Annotated in this window: 12 protein-coding genes; 6 read left to right on the top strand and 6 right to left on the bottom strand. The window is 60.7% G+C overall.

Going from position 1 to position 14061, the window contains the following annotated elements:
* Positions 1-31 precede the first annotated feature (31 nt).
* Complete coding sequence (locus E0D86_RS18945) at positions 32-958, bottom strand: LysR family transcriptional regulator (protein WP_131651601.1); 927 nt, start codon at positions 956-958, stop codon at positions 32-34.
* A 144-nt stretch (positions 959-1102) separates the two neighbouring features.
* Between E0D86_RS18945 and E0D86_RS18940 the strand changes: the two genes are divergently transcribed.
* Together E0D86_RS18940 and E0D86_RS18935 are read left to right on the top strand one after the other, a co-directional pair.
* Positions 1103-2155 carry an oxidoreductase gene (locus E0D86_RS18940; protein WP_131651600.1) on the top strand — a complete coding sequence of 351 codons (1053 nt, stop codon included), beginning with the start codon at positions 1103-1105 and terminating at the stop codon, positions 2153-2155.
* Positions 2156-2212: 57 nt separating this feature from the next.
* Positions 2213-3526, top strand: a complete 1314-nt coding sequence (locus tag E0D86_RS18935; protein ID WP_131651599.1) for an NTP/NDP exchange transporter — start codon at positions 2213-2215, stop codon at positions 3524-3526.
* A gap of 116 nt (positions 3527-3642) precedes the next feature.
* Here E0D86_RS18935 and E0D86_RS18930 read toward each other — a convergent pair whose 3' ends face one another.
* From E0D86_RS18930 to E0D86_RS18920, 3 genes are all read right to left on the bottom strand, one after another.
* On the bottom strand, positions 3643-4035 hold the full coding sequence (locus E0D86_RS18930; protein WP_131651598.1) for a GFA family protein: 393 nt from the start codon (positions 4033-4035) through the stop codon (positions 3643-3645).
* A gap of 190 nt (positions 4036-4225) precedes the next feature.
* A complete protein-coding gene (locus E0D86_RS18925) occupies positions 4226-4834 on the bottom strand; it encodes a LysE family translocator (protein ID WP_131651597.1) in 609 nt (202 codons plus the stop codon).
* A gap of 259 nt (positions 4835-5093) precedes the next feature.
* The gene (locus E0D86_RS18920) at positions 5094-6029 is read right to left on the bottom strand and encodes a LysR family transcriptional regulator (protein ID WP_165914265.1); all 936 of its coding nucleotides are present in this window, start codon (positions 6027-6029) and stop codon (positions 5094-5096) included.
* Between the two features lie 154 nt (positions 6030-6183).
* On the opposite strand from E0D86_RS18920, the gene E0D86_RS18915 reads away from it, so the two are divergent.
* The 4 genes from E0D86_RS18915 to E0D86_RS18900 all read left to right on the top strand — a co-directional run bounded on the left by E0D86_RS18915 (position 6184) and on the right by E0D86_RS18900 (position 11312).
* A complete protein-coding gene (locus E0D86_RS18915; protein ID WP_131651595.1) occupies positions 6184-7578 on the top strand; it encodes a uracil-xanthine permease family protein in 1395 nt (464 codons plus the stop codon).
* Positions 7579-7760: 182 nt separating this feature from the next.
* The gene (locus E0D86_RS18910) at positions 7761-9110 is read left to right on the top strand and encodes an amidohydrolase family protein (RefSeq protein ID WP_131651594.1); all 1350 of its coding nucleotides are present in this window, start codon (positions 7761-7763) and stop codon (positions 9108-9110) included.
* 33 nt (positions 9111-9143) lie between these two features.
* A complete protein-coding gene (locus E0D86_RS18905) occupies positions 9144-9851 on the top strand; it encodes a sulfite exporter TauE/SafE family protein (RefSeq protein WP_131651593.1) in 708 nt (235 codons plus the stop codon).
* 204 nt (positions 9852-10055) lie between these two features.
* Complete coding sequence (locus E0D86_RS18900) at positions 10056-11312, top strand: OprD family porin (protein ID WP_131651592.1); 1257 nt, start codon at positions 10056-10058, stop codon at positions 11310-11312.
* 98 nt (positions 11313-11410) lie between these two features.
* On the opposite strand, the gene E0D86_RS18895 is transcribed toward E0D86_RS18900, so the two are convergent.
* Both E0D86_RS18895 and E0D86_RS18890 read right to left on the bottom strand, forming a co-directional pair.
* A complete protein-coding gene (locus E0D86_RS18895) occupies positions 11411-12238 on the bottom strand; it encodes an alpha/beta fold hydrolase (RefSeq protein WP_131651591.1) in 828 nt (275 codons plus the stop codon).
* 179 nt (positions 12239-12417) lie between these two features.
* Entirely contained in the window at positions 12418-14049 is a 1632-nt protein-coding gene (locus E0D86_RS18890; protein WP_131651590.1) for an acyl-CoA synthetase, read from the bottom strand.
* Positions 14050-14061: the final 12 nt, after the last annotated feature.

Here is a 14061-nt window from a genome sequence, read left to right as displayed (position 1 = left end):
CGTTCGCTTTTAATCGGCTCGAATCGAGCCGCTACAACGGCCTGGGCGCGGCGGGTGCGCTTTCGAGCGCCTCCGCCTTGATGAAGTCGACGAAGGCCCGGAGCGGCAAGGGCATATGGCGGCGCCCATGGTAGTAGAGATAGGGGCCGTCGAAGTGCTGCCACCAATCCTCGAGTATGGGTACCAGGCGTCCATCGGCGAGCGGCTCGCGCAGGAAATCCTCGAAGGTGTAGATGACGCCAAGGCCATTGATGGCCGAGCGGGTCTTCAGATCATGCGATGAGGTCAGCAGTTGCCCGCGTGGTGGAATGCGCAGGATGCGGCCGTCTTTCTCGAACTCGAATACACCCACCTTTCCGCTTTCGAAGCGATGGCCCAGCAGCTCGTGGCCTTCCAGCTCCTCGGGATGACGGGGCGTGCCGTGTGCCGCCAGATAGGCGGGGGCCGCGGCGGCGACGAAGCGTTGTCGGCGCGGCCCGATCGGCACGGCGATGGTGTCCTTGGCCAGGCTTTCCTCATAACGCACCCCAGCGTCATACCCACCAGCGTTCACGTCGATGAAGGTGTTATCCATCACTACCTCGACGCTGACGCCGGGGTAGAGCTTGAGGAAGCGTGCCAGCAGGTCCGGTAACAGGAAGCGCGCCACCGGCACCGGCACGTTCAACTTCAACGTTCCGACGGGGCGATGTGCCTCGTCGTCCAGGTCATTGAATGCGGCGTCGATTTGCTGCAGTGCCGGACGCAGGCGCTCAAGCAGCCGCTCGCCCGCAGCGGTCGGGGTGACGCTGCGTGTGGTGCGGTTCAGCAGGCGCAGGCCTACGTCACTTTCCAGGCGGCGCATGCAGTCGCTCAGCGATGAGGCCGAGAGGCCGCGCTTCTGTGCCGCAGCGCGAAATCCTCCGGCGTCCACCACGGCGGCGAACAGCGCGACATCGGTCAGGTTGGGTTGGCGCATGGCAGCTCCTCACTGTGGGCGAACTGTACGCCAGACCGTACGGGGCATCCATGAATATCCGGCTTATCCTCGGATATCCGTACACCAATAATCCCTCTCGTCCGGACGCACCGGACATTCAAAAGACGAGAAGAGGATTTAGCCATGTGGAACCTACCCACCTTCCATTCGACGAACACGGCGAGCAGGTCTTGCCGCGTTTTGCAGATGGCCCGCGCGTTGATCGCAGGCGTCGCGCTGGCAGGGACTCTTGCCGCAGAGGCCACGAACCGTACCGCGCCAAAGCCCGACTGGTCGGCCAGCGACATCCCCAGCCAGCAGGGCCGCATCGTTCTGATCACGGGCGGTACCAGCGGCATGGGCTATGAAGATGCGCTGGCGCTTTCACGCGCTGGCGCCGAAGTGATCATTGCCGCGCGCAACCCCGAGCGTGGCCAGGAAGCGATCGCGAGCATCCAGCAAGCGGTACCGGATGCCCGCGTGCAGTTCGAAGCCGTGGATCTGGCCGATCTGGAGTCCGTACGCAGCCTGGCGAGCCGCTTGCAGGCGCGGCTCGCCAGGCTCGACGTGCTGATCAACAACGCCGCGATCATGGCTCCGCCGACTCGCGGCACGTCCGCTGACGGCTATGAGCTGCAGCTGGCGACCAACTATCTCGGACATTTCGCCCTTACTGGCTTGCTGTTACCCATGCTGCGCGAAAGCGAGGACCCGCGAGTGGTCAGCCTGTCGAGCATCGCCAGCGCGCGGGGCCGCCTGAACTTCGCGGATCTACAGGCCGAACGGGACTACAACCCCTACGCCACCTACGCGCAGTCCAAGCTGGCCGTGCTCACGTGGGCTCTCGAGTTACAGCGGCGCAGCGATGCCGCCGGCTGGGGCATCCGGAGTATTGCCGCGCACCCGGGCGTCGCCGTCACCGAGCTGATCGCACGTGGCCCCGGGTTGAACAGCGAATTCGGCAAGCAATGGGCGCAAGACCGCGACGAATACCACTCCGCCGCGCAGGGCGCCTTGTCGACGTTGTATGCCGCTACAGCCCCTGACGCGTTCGGTGGCGGTTATTACGGGCCTACTGGCGAGGACGAGAAGCGCGGACCGCTGGGCTTCGCCCGGATGCCCCAGGCGGCAGCCGACTCCGATGCGGTTGAGCTGTGGCAGGTGTCGGAGCGACTCACCGGTGTGATCTATCCCTGAACGCCGCGGGTACGGCGATGTTCCATGCCCGCAACCACCGATCCTTCAGGAGCGCCCATGAACACGTCCTCTTTGATGCACCGTTTTAGCGTCATTCTCAATGCCGAAAATCACGAACTGCGCCCTGCGCTACATGGCTTCCTGCTGTTCGTCTGTCTTTTCGCGGGTTACTTCATGCTGCGCCCGATTCGCGAGTCCATGGGCATCTCGGCCGGGGTGGAGAATCTGCAATGGCTGTTCACCGCCACCTTCTTCGTCATGCTGGGGGCCGTGCCGCTGTTCGCCTGGCTCAGCTCTCGCGTGCCACGGTTGCACTTCATCGACTGGGTATACGGCTTCTTCTGCGTGAACCTGTTGGTCTTCGCGGTGCTGTTCCAAATGCAGAGCGACAGTCCGTGGATGGCTCGCGTCTTTTACGTGTGGATATCGGTTTACAACCTGTTCGTGGTGTCGGTGGCCTGGAGCCTGATGGCTGACGTATTCGACGGTGATCAGGCCAAGCGTCTGTTTGCCTTCATTGCCGCCGGCGCCAGTGTCGGCGGGCTGACTGGTCCGGCTCTCAGCGCCTTGCTGATCGGGCCGTTGGGCGAGTCCGGGCTGATGCTGCTGGCGGCTGTACTGCTCGGCATGGCCATGGTGCTCAAGCGTGTACTGATGCGCTGGAGGGAAGAGGGCGGCGCTGGCCGCCGCGGTGCGGTACCTACCGAAAGCACGCGCCGGCCCTTGCGCGGAAACCCGTTCAGCGGGCTGACCGCGGTAATGAAATCGCCCTATCTGCTCGGCATTGCAGGCTTCGTGGTGCTGTTGGCCACTGTCACTACTTTTCTCTACTTTGAGCAGGCGCGTCTGGTGGCTGAGCACTTTCCGAACCGCGAGGCACAGGTCCGCGTATTCGGCACCATTGATCTGGTGGTGCAGGCAGGCGCACTGCTGTCCCAGTTGTTCATCACCGGACGTGTCGCCCAGCGGTTAGGGGTGGGCGTGCTGCTGGCGCTGGTACCGCTGCTCGTCTGCGCAGGTTTCATCGGGCTCGCGCTCGCGCCCAGCTTTGGCTTGCTCGCGGCGCTGATGATCGTGCGCCGCATCGGTGAGTACGCCTTCGTTCGTCCGGGGCGGGAAATGCTATTCGCGCCGCTCGACGCCGAGAGCAAGTACAAGGCAAAGAACGTCATCGACACCGTCATCTATCGCGCCGGCGACGCCATCAGTGGTTGGGCGAAGAGCGCATTGGACATGCTCGGTCAGGGCATGGGCCTGGTAGCGTTGATCGGCGCGCTCTGCGCGCTACTGTGGGGGTATCTGGGCTGGGAACTTGGCAAAAGGGCTGACCAATGCAAGCGTGCGCCGGTGGTTGTGCCCGCGGTTACGTGATGGGCATTTTTTTCACATCAGCGACCGGGGCCACGATGTAGCGACTCCTTGATGGCTATCGCAAGGTTGGTCTCCGAAGTGACGGTGGGGTGTTGTCGGAGGCGCTTCCTCGCCACCTAGTCCTCAAAGCGACCAGTGGCGTCACGGTCGTGCTCATACCGTCTGGTGAGCGGAAACAGCGGCAACCAGGACTCGCGACGGACCGTCCAGCTCTCGTAGGTGGGCATCAGCTGGTCAGGGGCATCCAGGGATCCCAGGTTCACCTCGATTTCGTCCGCGGTGCGCGAGAAAACGGACGAGCCGCAGCGAGGGCAGAAAAACCGCCCGGCGTAGTCGTGTGTTTCGCCCTCGATCGTCACCGCATCCTGAGGGAACACCGCAGCAGCATAGAAGAGGGCGCCGTGGTGCTTGCGGCAATCGAGACAGTGGCAAAGGCCGACCCGGTACGGGCGTCCCGACGCCACAATTCGGACATTCCCGCAAAGGCAACCGCCAGTGAGTCGGTCCATGCTGCTTCTCCTCTGAGTCAAAGGTTCGGAATCATGCGAAGAGTCCCCGTCGGCACCGATGATGCGCCGCTCGTTCGTGCACGTCGCGAATGATCAGTATTTGGTGCTTGTGCAAATTCTGCTAAACGACTGCGAGATTTATTGCCGCGTTGGTTGATGAGCCTGCCCGACTGGAACCGGTGGGCCGTCCTCACATGCGGAGGGGCAGGGCAGCACCGATCACGACGAAGACTCCCCCGCAGGCCTGGTTAAAGCGCCGCCCAACACGGGCCAGCAATGGCCGGACCCTGTGCGCCCCGCTCGCCAGCGCGAACTCGGTGATGATCTCGGTAGCCGCGAAGGTCGCGGCTACCACGGCAAACTGTTGCACCATGCTGCGCTGGGGATCGATGAATTGGGGTAGAAAAGCGCTGAAGAAGAGTAAGACCTTGGGATTGGTTGCGGCAGAGAGCAGGCCCTGACGAAACAGTAACCAGCCTTTCGCCTCGGCATATGCGCCGAGGGAGACAGAGATTGCAGGCGAACGCCAAACCTGGATACCGAGCCAGACAAGATAAAGTCCACCGATCCATTTCAAAGCCGTCAGCCAATGGAGAGAGGACTGAATCAAGGCCCCAATGCCAAACATGCACAGCGCGATGATCAGCACGAAGCCCAGCGCACCACCGAGAATGGTAAAGCAAGTTTTGCGGCTGCCATGCATGGCGCCATGAGTAAGGGCGAGCAGACCATTGGGCCCCGGCGACAACGACAGGCCTACCGATGTCGCTAGAAAGACAAGCCAGGTTTCGAATTGCATATGTAAGAGCGTCTCTTCAGAGCCTGACGAGGAGAGGGCGGTTGGAGATGTGTATGCCGGAATGCAGCCGCTGCTTGGGTGGTTAATGCTGTTGCCGAGACTTGGCATGCAAGGCCGCCAATGGCTGTTTCTGGCCGGGGCTGGGTAAAAAACGCTTCTGCCTGGACGCGACTAAATCGCGTCGCTACGTGCCTTGCAGGCATGAACAGAATATTGCGTTGCGCTGGCCCATTCCTGCAGTGCTTCTTCTACCGAAGCATCAAGTTTGATTTATACGACCCTCAACGGCGGCGGGTTCGATAGAAAGCATCGCTTCTCGCAGCTGCTCTATCAGTACTGTCACGGCCAGCGGCATTTCGCGCTCGGCATGGCAGCACAATGTCAGCTGAGCCTTCGCAATATGGCCATCGGCGAGTGGTTTGAACACCAGTTCTTCCCGAGCGAGCTCGCGAGCGATATCCAGCCGATTGAGAAACGCCACACCCAGCCCTGACCGAACCAGAGACTTGATGCTCAGGATCCGGTTGCATGCGGATAAAGAGGTAAGGTCGACATCTGAACGCGTCAACACATGTTCGAGCGTCGAGCCGTGGAACATCTCGGTTCCCGGCAGGATGGTGGGATAAGAACTGAAGTCGCGTAGCCACACAGTCTGCTTTTGAGCCAACGGATGGGTGGGCGCCATGACCGCACCGAACTCTAACCCGACCTGTTCGATAAACCGGACCCTGCGGGTTACTGGTGGGTTGATACAAATGCCGATGTCAGCGTCGCCTATCAGCACCTGTTCCAGAATGGTTTCTGTCATTCCGGTGGCCAGTATCGAGCGCACACGCGGGAAGCGTTCATGAAACTTGAACAGGATGTCGGGCAGTAGCTGGTCAGTCAGCGACTCCACTGTAGCGATCCTGACTTCAGCACACCCGGCACCCTTGATCTCCCCGAGTTGCTCCAGGAGTCGCCGTTCATCTCGCTGCCATTGCCGTACTTGTTGAAGTAACAGCTCGCCAGCCGGTGAGAGTCTCAGGCCACGCGGGAGTCGTTCAAACAAGGGCACACCAAGCTCATCCTCCAATTTCAGAATCTGGCGATTGATGGCCGAAGCTGCCACATGCAGCCGCTCTTCTGCCTTTCGTAGCGATCCCTGACGCGCTACCTCTTCGAAATAACGAAGCCCCGACATCAACAAATTCATCGTCCTGACCTTTCTTGACCGTTGCCGAATTGGCAACAAAGCAGCCGAAATATTGTTATAGACCAGAACAGTCGAGGCTACTAGGGTTCGCTCATAGAGGCGGCTATGCCGCTCCCAGTGAGCTACCGAACACAAAAATAAAAGGACAGCTGCTATGAGTACGACCCAGACGCCTTTCGAAAAAAGCTTAGATCCAGTTGATGAGAGGCTTCCTTTACGAACCCTCATCATCTTCGGCCTGCAACACGTTTTGGTTATGGCAGCGGCGCCAATCACAGCGGCCTTTCTGATTGGTCACACGTTGGGGCTTTCTGATGATGTAACCATCAGTCTGATGAGCGCCATCTTCTTGGCCTGTGGACTGGGAACCATCCTCCAATCCACCGGTGTGGCTGGCTTCGGAGCCCGGCTTCCCTTCGTACAGGTGCCCGGCGGGGCACCTCTGGTGATTTTTCTAGGTATTGCCCAAGCCACTGACCTACAAACCGCCGCTGGTGCCGTCATCATGACTGGCTTGTTCTATTTTCTGGCGTTGCCATTTTTCACCAGGGCGCTGAGGTTCTTCCCGCCTATCGTCATAGGCACCATGCTGTTGCTGGTAGCCGTGAATCTGATCCGCATCTTCGGCGGCCTGATCACCGGCCGGCCGGGCTCGCCCGACTTTGCCAACATGACGAGTATTGCCTTAGCGCTGGCGACAATCGGATTCACCGTGCTCTTTGCTCGGGTATTTAAAGGGATGTGGCAGCGCATTGCGGTCATGCTCGGTTTGCTCGCAGGCGCCGCGGTTGCAGTAGCGACGGGAAGTATGACGGTTGAAAACGTGATGACCGGGGCCATGTTCGCGTTTCCCGAGCCGTTTCCGTTCGGCATGCCTAAGTTCGATCTTTTCGCTTCGCTTCCGTTGATCATCTTTAGCGTGGTTTCGATGACCGAAGCGACCGGTCAGACCATGGCCACCGCTGAGATCGTCGGCCGACATGGAGACCATCGCTCGATCGTACCGAAGAACATCCGCGCCGACGCCTTGGGGTCGGTATTCGGCGGCTGTTTCGGCACTTCACTGATCATTACCAGTGGCGAAAACATCGGAATCATCCGCGCAACAGGTGCTCGCTCCCGCTATGTCACGGTCGTGGCGGGCTGCATGCTCACGGTGATGGCGCTTTTCGTGCCGCTCGCCAGGCTGGCCTACGCAGTTCCGAACGCAGTAGTTGCCGGCACTGCCGTAATCGTCTTCGCCATCATTGGGGTGATGGGGATCAACATCCTGCGCAAGGTTGATTTCAACACCAACGGCAACTTGTTCACGCTTGCATCAGCTTTGGCCATGGGCCTGATACCGATTGTTGTGCCTGGCTTCTACAGCGCGTTTCCCTCCCACTTCCAGGTTGTCCTGGGCAATGGCTTGGCCATGGGAACCTTGACGGCCGTGCTCGTGAACATCCTTTTCCACCACATGGGCAGCAGCTCCTCTCTAGCTAAAACAAACGAGGCAGATGTAGCGATGGCCCCCGCCGAACCTAATAAGGCTTCCGTCTCGGAATAGTCCCGCCTGCCTCTACATACGAGCTAGCAGCGCCTGACGCTTAGGCCGTAGGCCCGCTCGCTCAAAGTTTGGTGGCTACCGCGCTATTCGTGACAAGCACTTCACTGGCAACACGCAACTAATGATTCTTAAGGATTGATATGAAACCGGCGAAAGAACATCTACCGAACCAGGAGCAATTAATGGCTCCCGAACAATTGCTCGCGCCGGAGTGGCTATTGCTGCCTGAGGGCCCCCGCCAAGGCCACGCCGTATTGGTGACTGACGGGTGTTTTACCGATGTAGGTCCCCTGGCATTGCTGCAGGGTCGTTATCCGGGTTTACCGGTACTACGCCTGGAGCGTCAGTTGCTGATGCCTGGGTTTGTCGATACGCATCACCACCTGAGCCAGAGCTTCGGCAAAGGACTTGTGTTCGGGGAGCCTTCCGAAATCTTCAAGCGCATCTGGGTGCCGCTGGAAGGCAGCCTGAACGCTGAGCTGCTCTACCTCACGTCAAAACTGGCTGCCCTTGAGGCTCTGCGCGGAGGCTTTACAACGGTTTGCGATGCGGGAACACGCGCGCAGGAAGGGTTGGAAGCCATCGCAAAGGCTGCGAAGGAAACGGGTATCCGTTGCGTTCTGGCAAGAGCTTGCAGCGACCGTCGCGGCGAGGACGTCCTCGATTCCGCTCCCGTTCTTGCCGATGCCGAGCGGCATCTATCTGCATGGGACAACGACCCGCTGATCATTCCATCGCTGGCAGTCCCGATCCCAGAAATTGCCACTGATGCCATGTTGAAGAATGTGTATGGGTTATGCGCCGAAGCTGGACGCGTGTTTCAAAGCCATGTCAATGAGCACCTGGTCGCAGTGGAACGGTCCCTTGAACGATTTGGCCTGCGTCCGTTGGAACATCTATACAAAGCCGGCGCTTTAGGCCCGCAGGCTTTGTTGGCTCATGCCACGCTGCTGACGCCTTCGGAGCTGTCCTTGCTGAGGAATAGCGGCGCGGCCGTTAGCTACAACCCTGTCGCTAGCGCATGGAAGGGCAACGCCGTCGCTCAGGCCCTGATGATGCACAGCCTGGGCGTGCCGTTAGGGCTTGGCACAGACGGAACACGCAGCGATGGATTCCGCTTGCTCGATTACGCCGAAGCAGCGCAGCGCTTCGCACATGGCCTCGCTGTCGGGGACTCGGTTTGCGGCTCTGGTCAAGTCTGGCTGGATGCAGGCACGCAAGGCGGCGCCAAGGTACTTGGTCTCGGTGAAGTGACCGGGCGCATCGCAACGGGTCTATCAGCGGACTTCCTGCTGGTCGATCTTGCTGTTCCAGAATTGCTGCCTTCATGGGACCTATCGTGGGAGCTGGTTCGCCTCGTCAACCGGGACCAGATCCAAGCGGTGGTCGTGCAAGGGCAGTTGCGGTTGTGGCAGGGGTGGCCAACGGACTGGGACGCGCAGGCGCTCATGTCTCAGGTCGATGCGTTGGCCAAAGACGTCATCGCTCGAGCGCCCATTCACAAGGTCAATCCCAGCCCTTTGAATCGGTGATCCCTTCCATCATTAACGTGTACGGATCCAGCCATGCCGATCGAATCGTTTTTCTTCATCGCAGTCGCCGTCGCCGTGGGTGCTCTCGTTCAGGGCACAACAGGTATGGGATTTGCCTTGATCGTAGCGCCGGTGATGGGGCTGTTAGAGCCAACATTGCTGCCCATCACCTTGTTGGCCTTGATGCTGCCGCTCAACGCCATCGTTGCGTGGCGTGAGCGTCACGCTATCGATCTGCGAGGCAGTTCGTGGATTACCTTGGGCCGAGTGTTCGGTACGTTCGGCGGGATATGGGTGCTCTTCTGGCTACCGTTGTCCCAGCTCAATGTGCTGATCGGCTTGTCGACCATTGCGGCTTGTCTTGCCACTTGGATGGCACCGGTCTTCGTACCGGGTCGTTGCGCGTTCGTTTCCACCGGGCTCATAACGGGTATCACCGAGACGGCCACAGGTATTGGTGGCCCCCCACTGGCATTGGTTTACCAACATTCGCCGGTGGCTACCCTCCGCGGGTCCGTAGCCCTCTGCTTCCTGATAGGTGAAGTGATTTCCCTGGTCGTGCTCGCGGCAGGAAACCATCTGCATGTCGAGCAGTTTCCGCCCCTGTTGTGGTTGTTACCGCCGCTGGCGGTGGGCTTGGCGGCTAGCCACTGGGCACGGAGTGTTCTCGACGATGCCCGTTTGCGCCGCTTCGTACTCCTGTTTGCCTTCGTCTCAGGATTGTTGCTCTTGGCTCAGTAAGACGGCGTTGGCTTGAACGCGATGGTTGCTTGATTCCGGCTAGCGGTGGGAATCGAACAACACCAAGCCTTGATTAGTGCTGTGGCTGACTGACCGCTACCGCAGACCTGTTTGCCGCCTGTGCGGCAGCACTACTCCCCCTCGCATTTGGCATCCGCAACGGCGGCGGGGAGCCCTCAACCTTGAAAAAGGAAAACAACAACAATGAAACACCACATCACCCAAGCAAGCCGCATCCTCGCACCCACCTTGCTCGCCGCGACCATCGCCGCTTTTGTCCCGCTGACTGCCGGTGCCGAGGGATTCGTCGAAGACACCAAGATCACCGTGAACGCGCGCAACTTCTACATCGGTCGTGAGTTTCGCGACGACTCAATCACTCGCAGCAAGGCTGAGGAATGGACCCAGAGCTTCTTTCTAAATGCCCAATCCGGTTACACCCCCGGCCCGGTCGGCTTTGGCGTCGACCTGATTGCCGGTCTAGCGGTCAAGCTCGACGGCGGCCGTGGGACTACCGGTACGGCCCTGTTGCCGCGCGATAGCAACGGACGCCCGGTCGACGACTATGGTCGCTTGGGTGTAGCTGCCAAGGCCAAGATCTCGAATACCGAACTGAGAGTTGGCGAAATGATGCCGGTACTGCCGATTCTGCGTTCGGACGATGGTCGCTCGCTGCCGCAGACCTTTCAGGGCGGCATGATCACTTCGCGCGAGTTCGATGGGCTGATGCTCTCTGCCGGCCAGTTCCGCCAGAACAGCGTGCGCGACGACGCGAGCATGGAAGACATGAGCTTTGGCGGTGGCGTCTCAGACCGCTTCAACTACATCGGTGGCGAATACGCCTTCAATGACAAACGCACCACCGTGGGCCTGTGGACTGCTGAGTTGAAGGATGTCTACGAGCAGCAGTACGTACAGCTGCTGCACACCCAGCCGCTGGGCGCAGGCTTCGCTCTGACCGCCAACCTCGGCTATTTCCAGGGTGACGAAGATGGCAGCGCCCGTGCCGGCGAGCTGGACAACAAGACCTACTCTGGCCTGTTCGGCCTGAAGGCTGCCGGCAGCACCTTCTACGTCGGCTTGCAGAAGGTCAGTGGCGACGCATGGATGCGCGTCAACGGCACTAACGGCGGCTCGGTGGCGAACGACAGCTTCAACAACAGCTACGACAATGCCGGCGAGCGTTCCTGGCAGCTGCGTCACGACTACAACTTCGCCGCATTGGGCATCCCTGGCCTGACCCTGATGAATCGCTACATCAGCGGCGACAACATCAGAACAGCCAATACCGAAGACGGCGAGGAGTGGGGCCGCGATACCGAGCTGGCTTACACCATCCAGAGCGGCCCGGCGAAAAACCTCAACATAAAGTGGCGTAACTCAAGCTTTCGCTCCGAGATTAACGCCCGAGACCTCGACGAGAATCGCCTGATATTCAACTTTCCGTTCTCGATCCTGTAGCTGCGGTTCTATTGCTCCCGCTGAACGAATTACTGCTGCGTGCTCTTGGCCCGCCATTGGCGGGCCTTTTTTCGTTCGCAAATCCGAATCAACCTAACCTAAATACAACCCGGTGCGCTTGCAGAGGCAGCACTCGCAGGCTGCCACGCAGCTTGAAGAAACCGCACAACCGCCTCAACGACAACCTCCGGCTGCTCGCGGTGCGGGACGTGATGGCAATTATCGAGCAGCAATTTCTGCACGGGGGCGCGCCCTAACTCGACGATGCGTTGTGGGTGCGTTTCGGAGCCGTATTCGTCTTCGAGACCATGAATGGCCAGCAGCGGGCAGGCGATGCTCGGCGCGGTTTCTTCCAGTGTCCAGTCGGCGTAGGTCTCGGACAGCCAGGTGTCGATCCAGGCCGAGAGCACCCATGCGGCCTTGTCGCCATGATATTTGCTCAGCCGTTCCATCTGGCCGGGTTCGGCGAAGGCCGCCTGGGCTTGCCGAATGCCCTCCAGCGTCCGCGCTTCGACGAAGGCTTGGGCCGACTCGGTGATCAAGGCGCGGCATTGGTGCGGGTAGCGCGCCGCGATGCTGGCCGCCATGGCGCCGCCGACGCTGTGGCCGAAGAGGATGAAGTGCTCAATGTCCAGCGCCTGCCTTACCGGTGGGAAAAAAAGCTCGGCCTCGTCGCGAATGAAGCGGTTCGACCAGCCGCCCGGATGCGGTGCGGAACGGCCGAAGCCCAAGCGATCGTAGGCGATGACATCGCGTGCGGTGGCCGCCGCGAGCCGCTCGGGAAAGTCGCGCCACAGTTCGACGCAACCGAGCGAGTCGTGCAGCAGGACGATGGGCGTCTTGCGCGAGTGGCTTGTACGCCAATGGCGGGTGAACACCTCGCCGTGCTCGGTCGGCAGGTAGCGATCTTCGGTCGAAACGTTCATGCATGTTCCTTACTACAAGTAATGCTCGCCCGATGCGGCCATGCCGGGCTGTGCGCCTACGGGGCGAGTGAGAAGCCTATTGCCAGACAGCTGGAGGTGCTGCCGAAGGGGGAGCATTTAGCAGCTTGCGCGCACCCCGTCACGCCACGATGGCCAGCGTCTGCTCCCCGACTTCGGCTTCAGCTGGCTACCGTTGGCGATGGCTGTGTGGACTTTTCCCGATCACGCAACAGGAATCGCTGGATCTTGCCGCTCGGGGTTTTAGGCAGTTCGCTGACGAACTCGATCTCGCGCGGGTAGGCGTGGGCGGACAGACGCTGACGTACATGTTGCTGCAGCTGTTCGGCCAGCGCGGCGTCGCCCTCATGGCCGGCATGCAGCACCACGAACGCCTTCACCAGTTCGGTGCGCTCCGGATCGGGTTTGCCGATGACCGCCGCCTCGATCACCGCCGGATGCTCGACCAGTGCGCTTTCCACATCGAAGGGGCCGACGCGATAGCCGGATGTGGTGATCACGTCATCGGCGCGGCCCACGAAGCTGATGCTGCCGTCGGTATTCAACTCAACGGTGTCGCCGCTCAGGTAGTAGTCGCCAACGAAGGCTTTGGTTTTGGTGCCCACATAGCCTGAGAACCAGAGCAACGGCGAGCGGCGACGATCTAGCGCCAGCATGCCGGGCGTGCCTGGCTCCAACTCGCGCTGCTGCTCGTCAAGCACCACGACGCGGTGTCCGGGCATGGCGTAGCCCGCCGTTCCGATGCTGACCGGGTGACTCAATGCGTGGTGATTGCACAACACCATGCCGAGTTCGGTCTGGCCGTAGTGGTCGTGGATGGTGCAACCGAGGCCGGTGCTGAACCAGCGAATGACCTCCGGAGTGAGCGGTTCGCCGGCACTGCTTACGGCACGCAGACGGCCCTTGACCTGAGCTTCCACCTCGTTGCGGGCCGCCAGTAGCAAGCGAAAAGCGGTAGGGGAGCCGGCCATGTTGGTGATGCCGTATTCGCGGACCACGCGGCAGGTGCTGTCTACGGTGAACCCGCCTTCATAGAACAGCGTGCTGTGCCCCATGGCGAGCGGGCCCGTGACGGCGTAATAAAGGCCGTACGCCCAGCCTGGATCGGCGATGTTCCAGAAGTTGTCTTCAGGCCGCAGGTCGACCGCGTCCCGCATGTAGGTGACGAATGCCACGATGGCCTTCAGCGGTACATGCAGTTGCTTCGCAGGCCCCGTGGTGCCGGAGGTGAACATCGCGAGAAAGGGCGCTTCGGCGTCCAACAGCACCGGTTCGAACTCGGTCGGCTGAAGATTCACCTGGGTCCAGAAATCACCGGCGCCGTCGCCCACGACAAGCCGGCGCGGCGCCGCTTCGATGGCGTCCAGCTTCTCGCTGTTGGTCGCGTCGGTGACGACCATTTTCGCGCCGGATTCCTTGATTCGGTGTTCGACCGCTTTAGGGCCGAAGGCTGTGAATAGCGGCTGATAGATAGCGCCGACACGCCAGGTACCAAGAATGGTGATCAGCAATTCCGGCGTGCGCGGCAGCAGACCTGCGACGGTGTCGCCCGGCTTGATGCCGTGGCTGTCCAGCAGATTGGCGAAGCGCGCGGCGGCTTCCTTGAGTTGCGCGAAGGTCCATGTGGCGCGCTGGCCGTCGCGGCCTTCCCAGACGAGGGCGACCTTGTCCGAGTCTGCGTGGCGGTCGCAGCACTCGACACAGGCATTCATGGCCGAGAGATCACCAGAAAGAATCGCCGCGACCGTTTGGTCGTAATCGAACTCGCTGGCCGCAGTGGCGTAGTCGCGCATGTCTGGCTCCTG

The organism is Pseudomonas sp. IC_126 (assembly GCF_004331835.1).
GTDB lineage: Bacteria > Pseudomonadota > Gammaproteobacteria > Pseudomonadales > Pseudomonadaceae > Stutzerimonas.
This window is presented reverse-complemented; position numbering and strand designations above follow the sequence as displayed.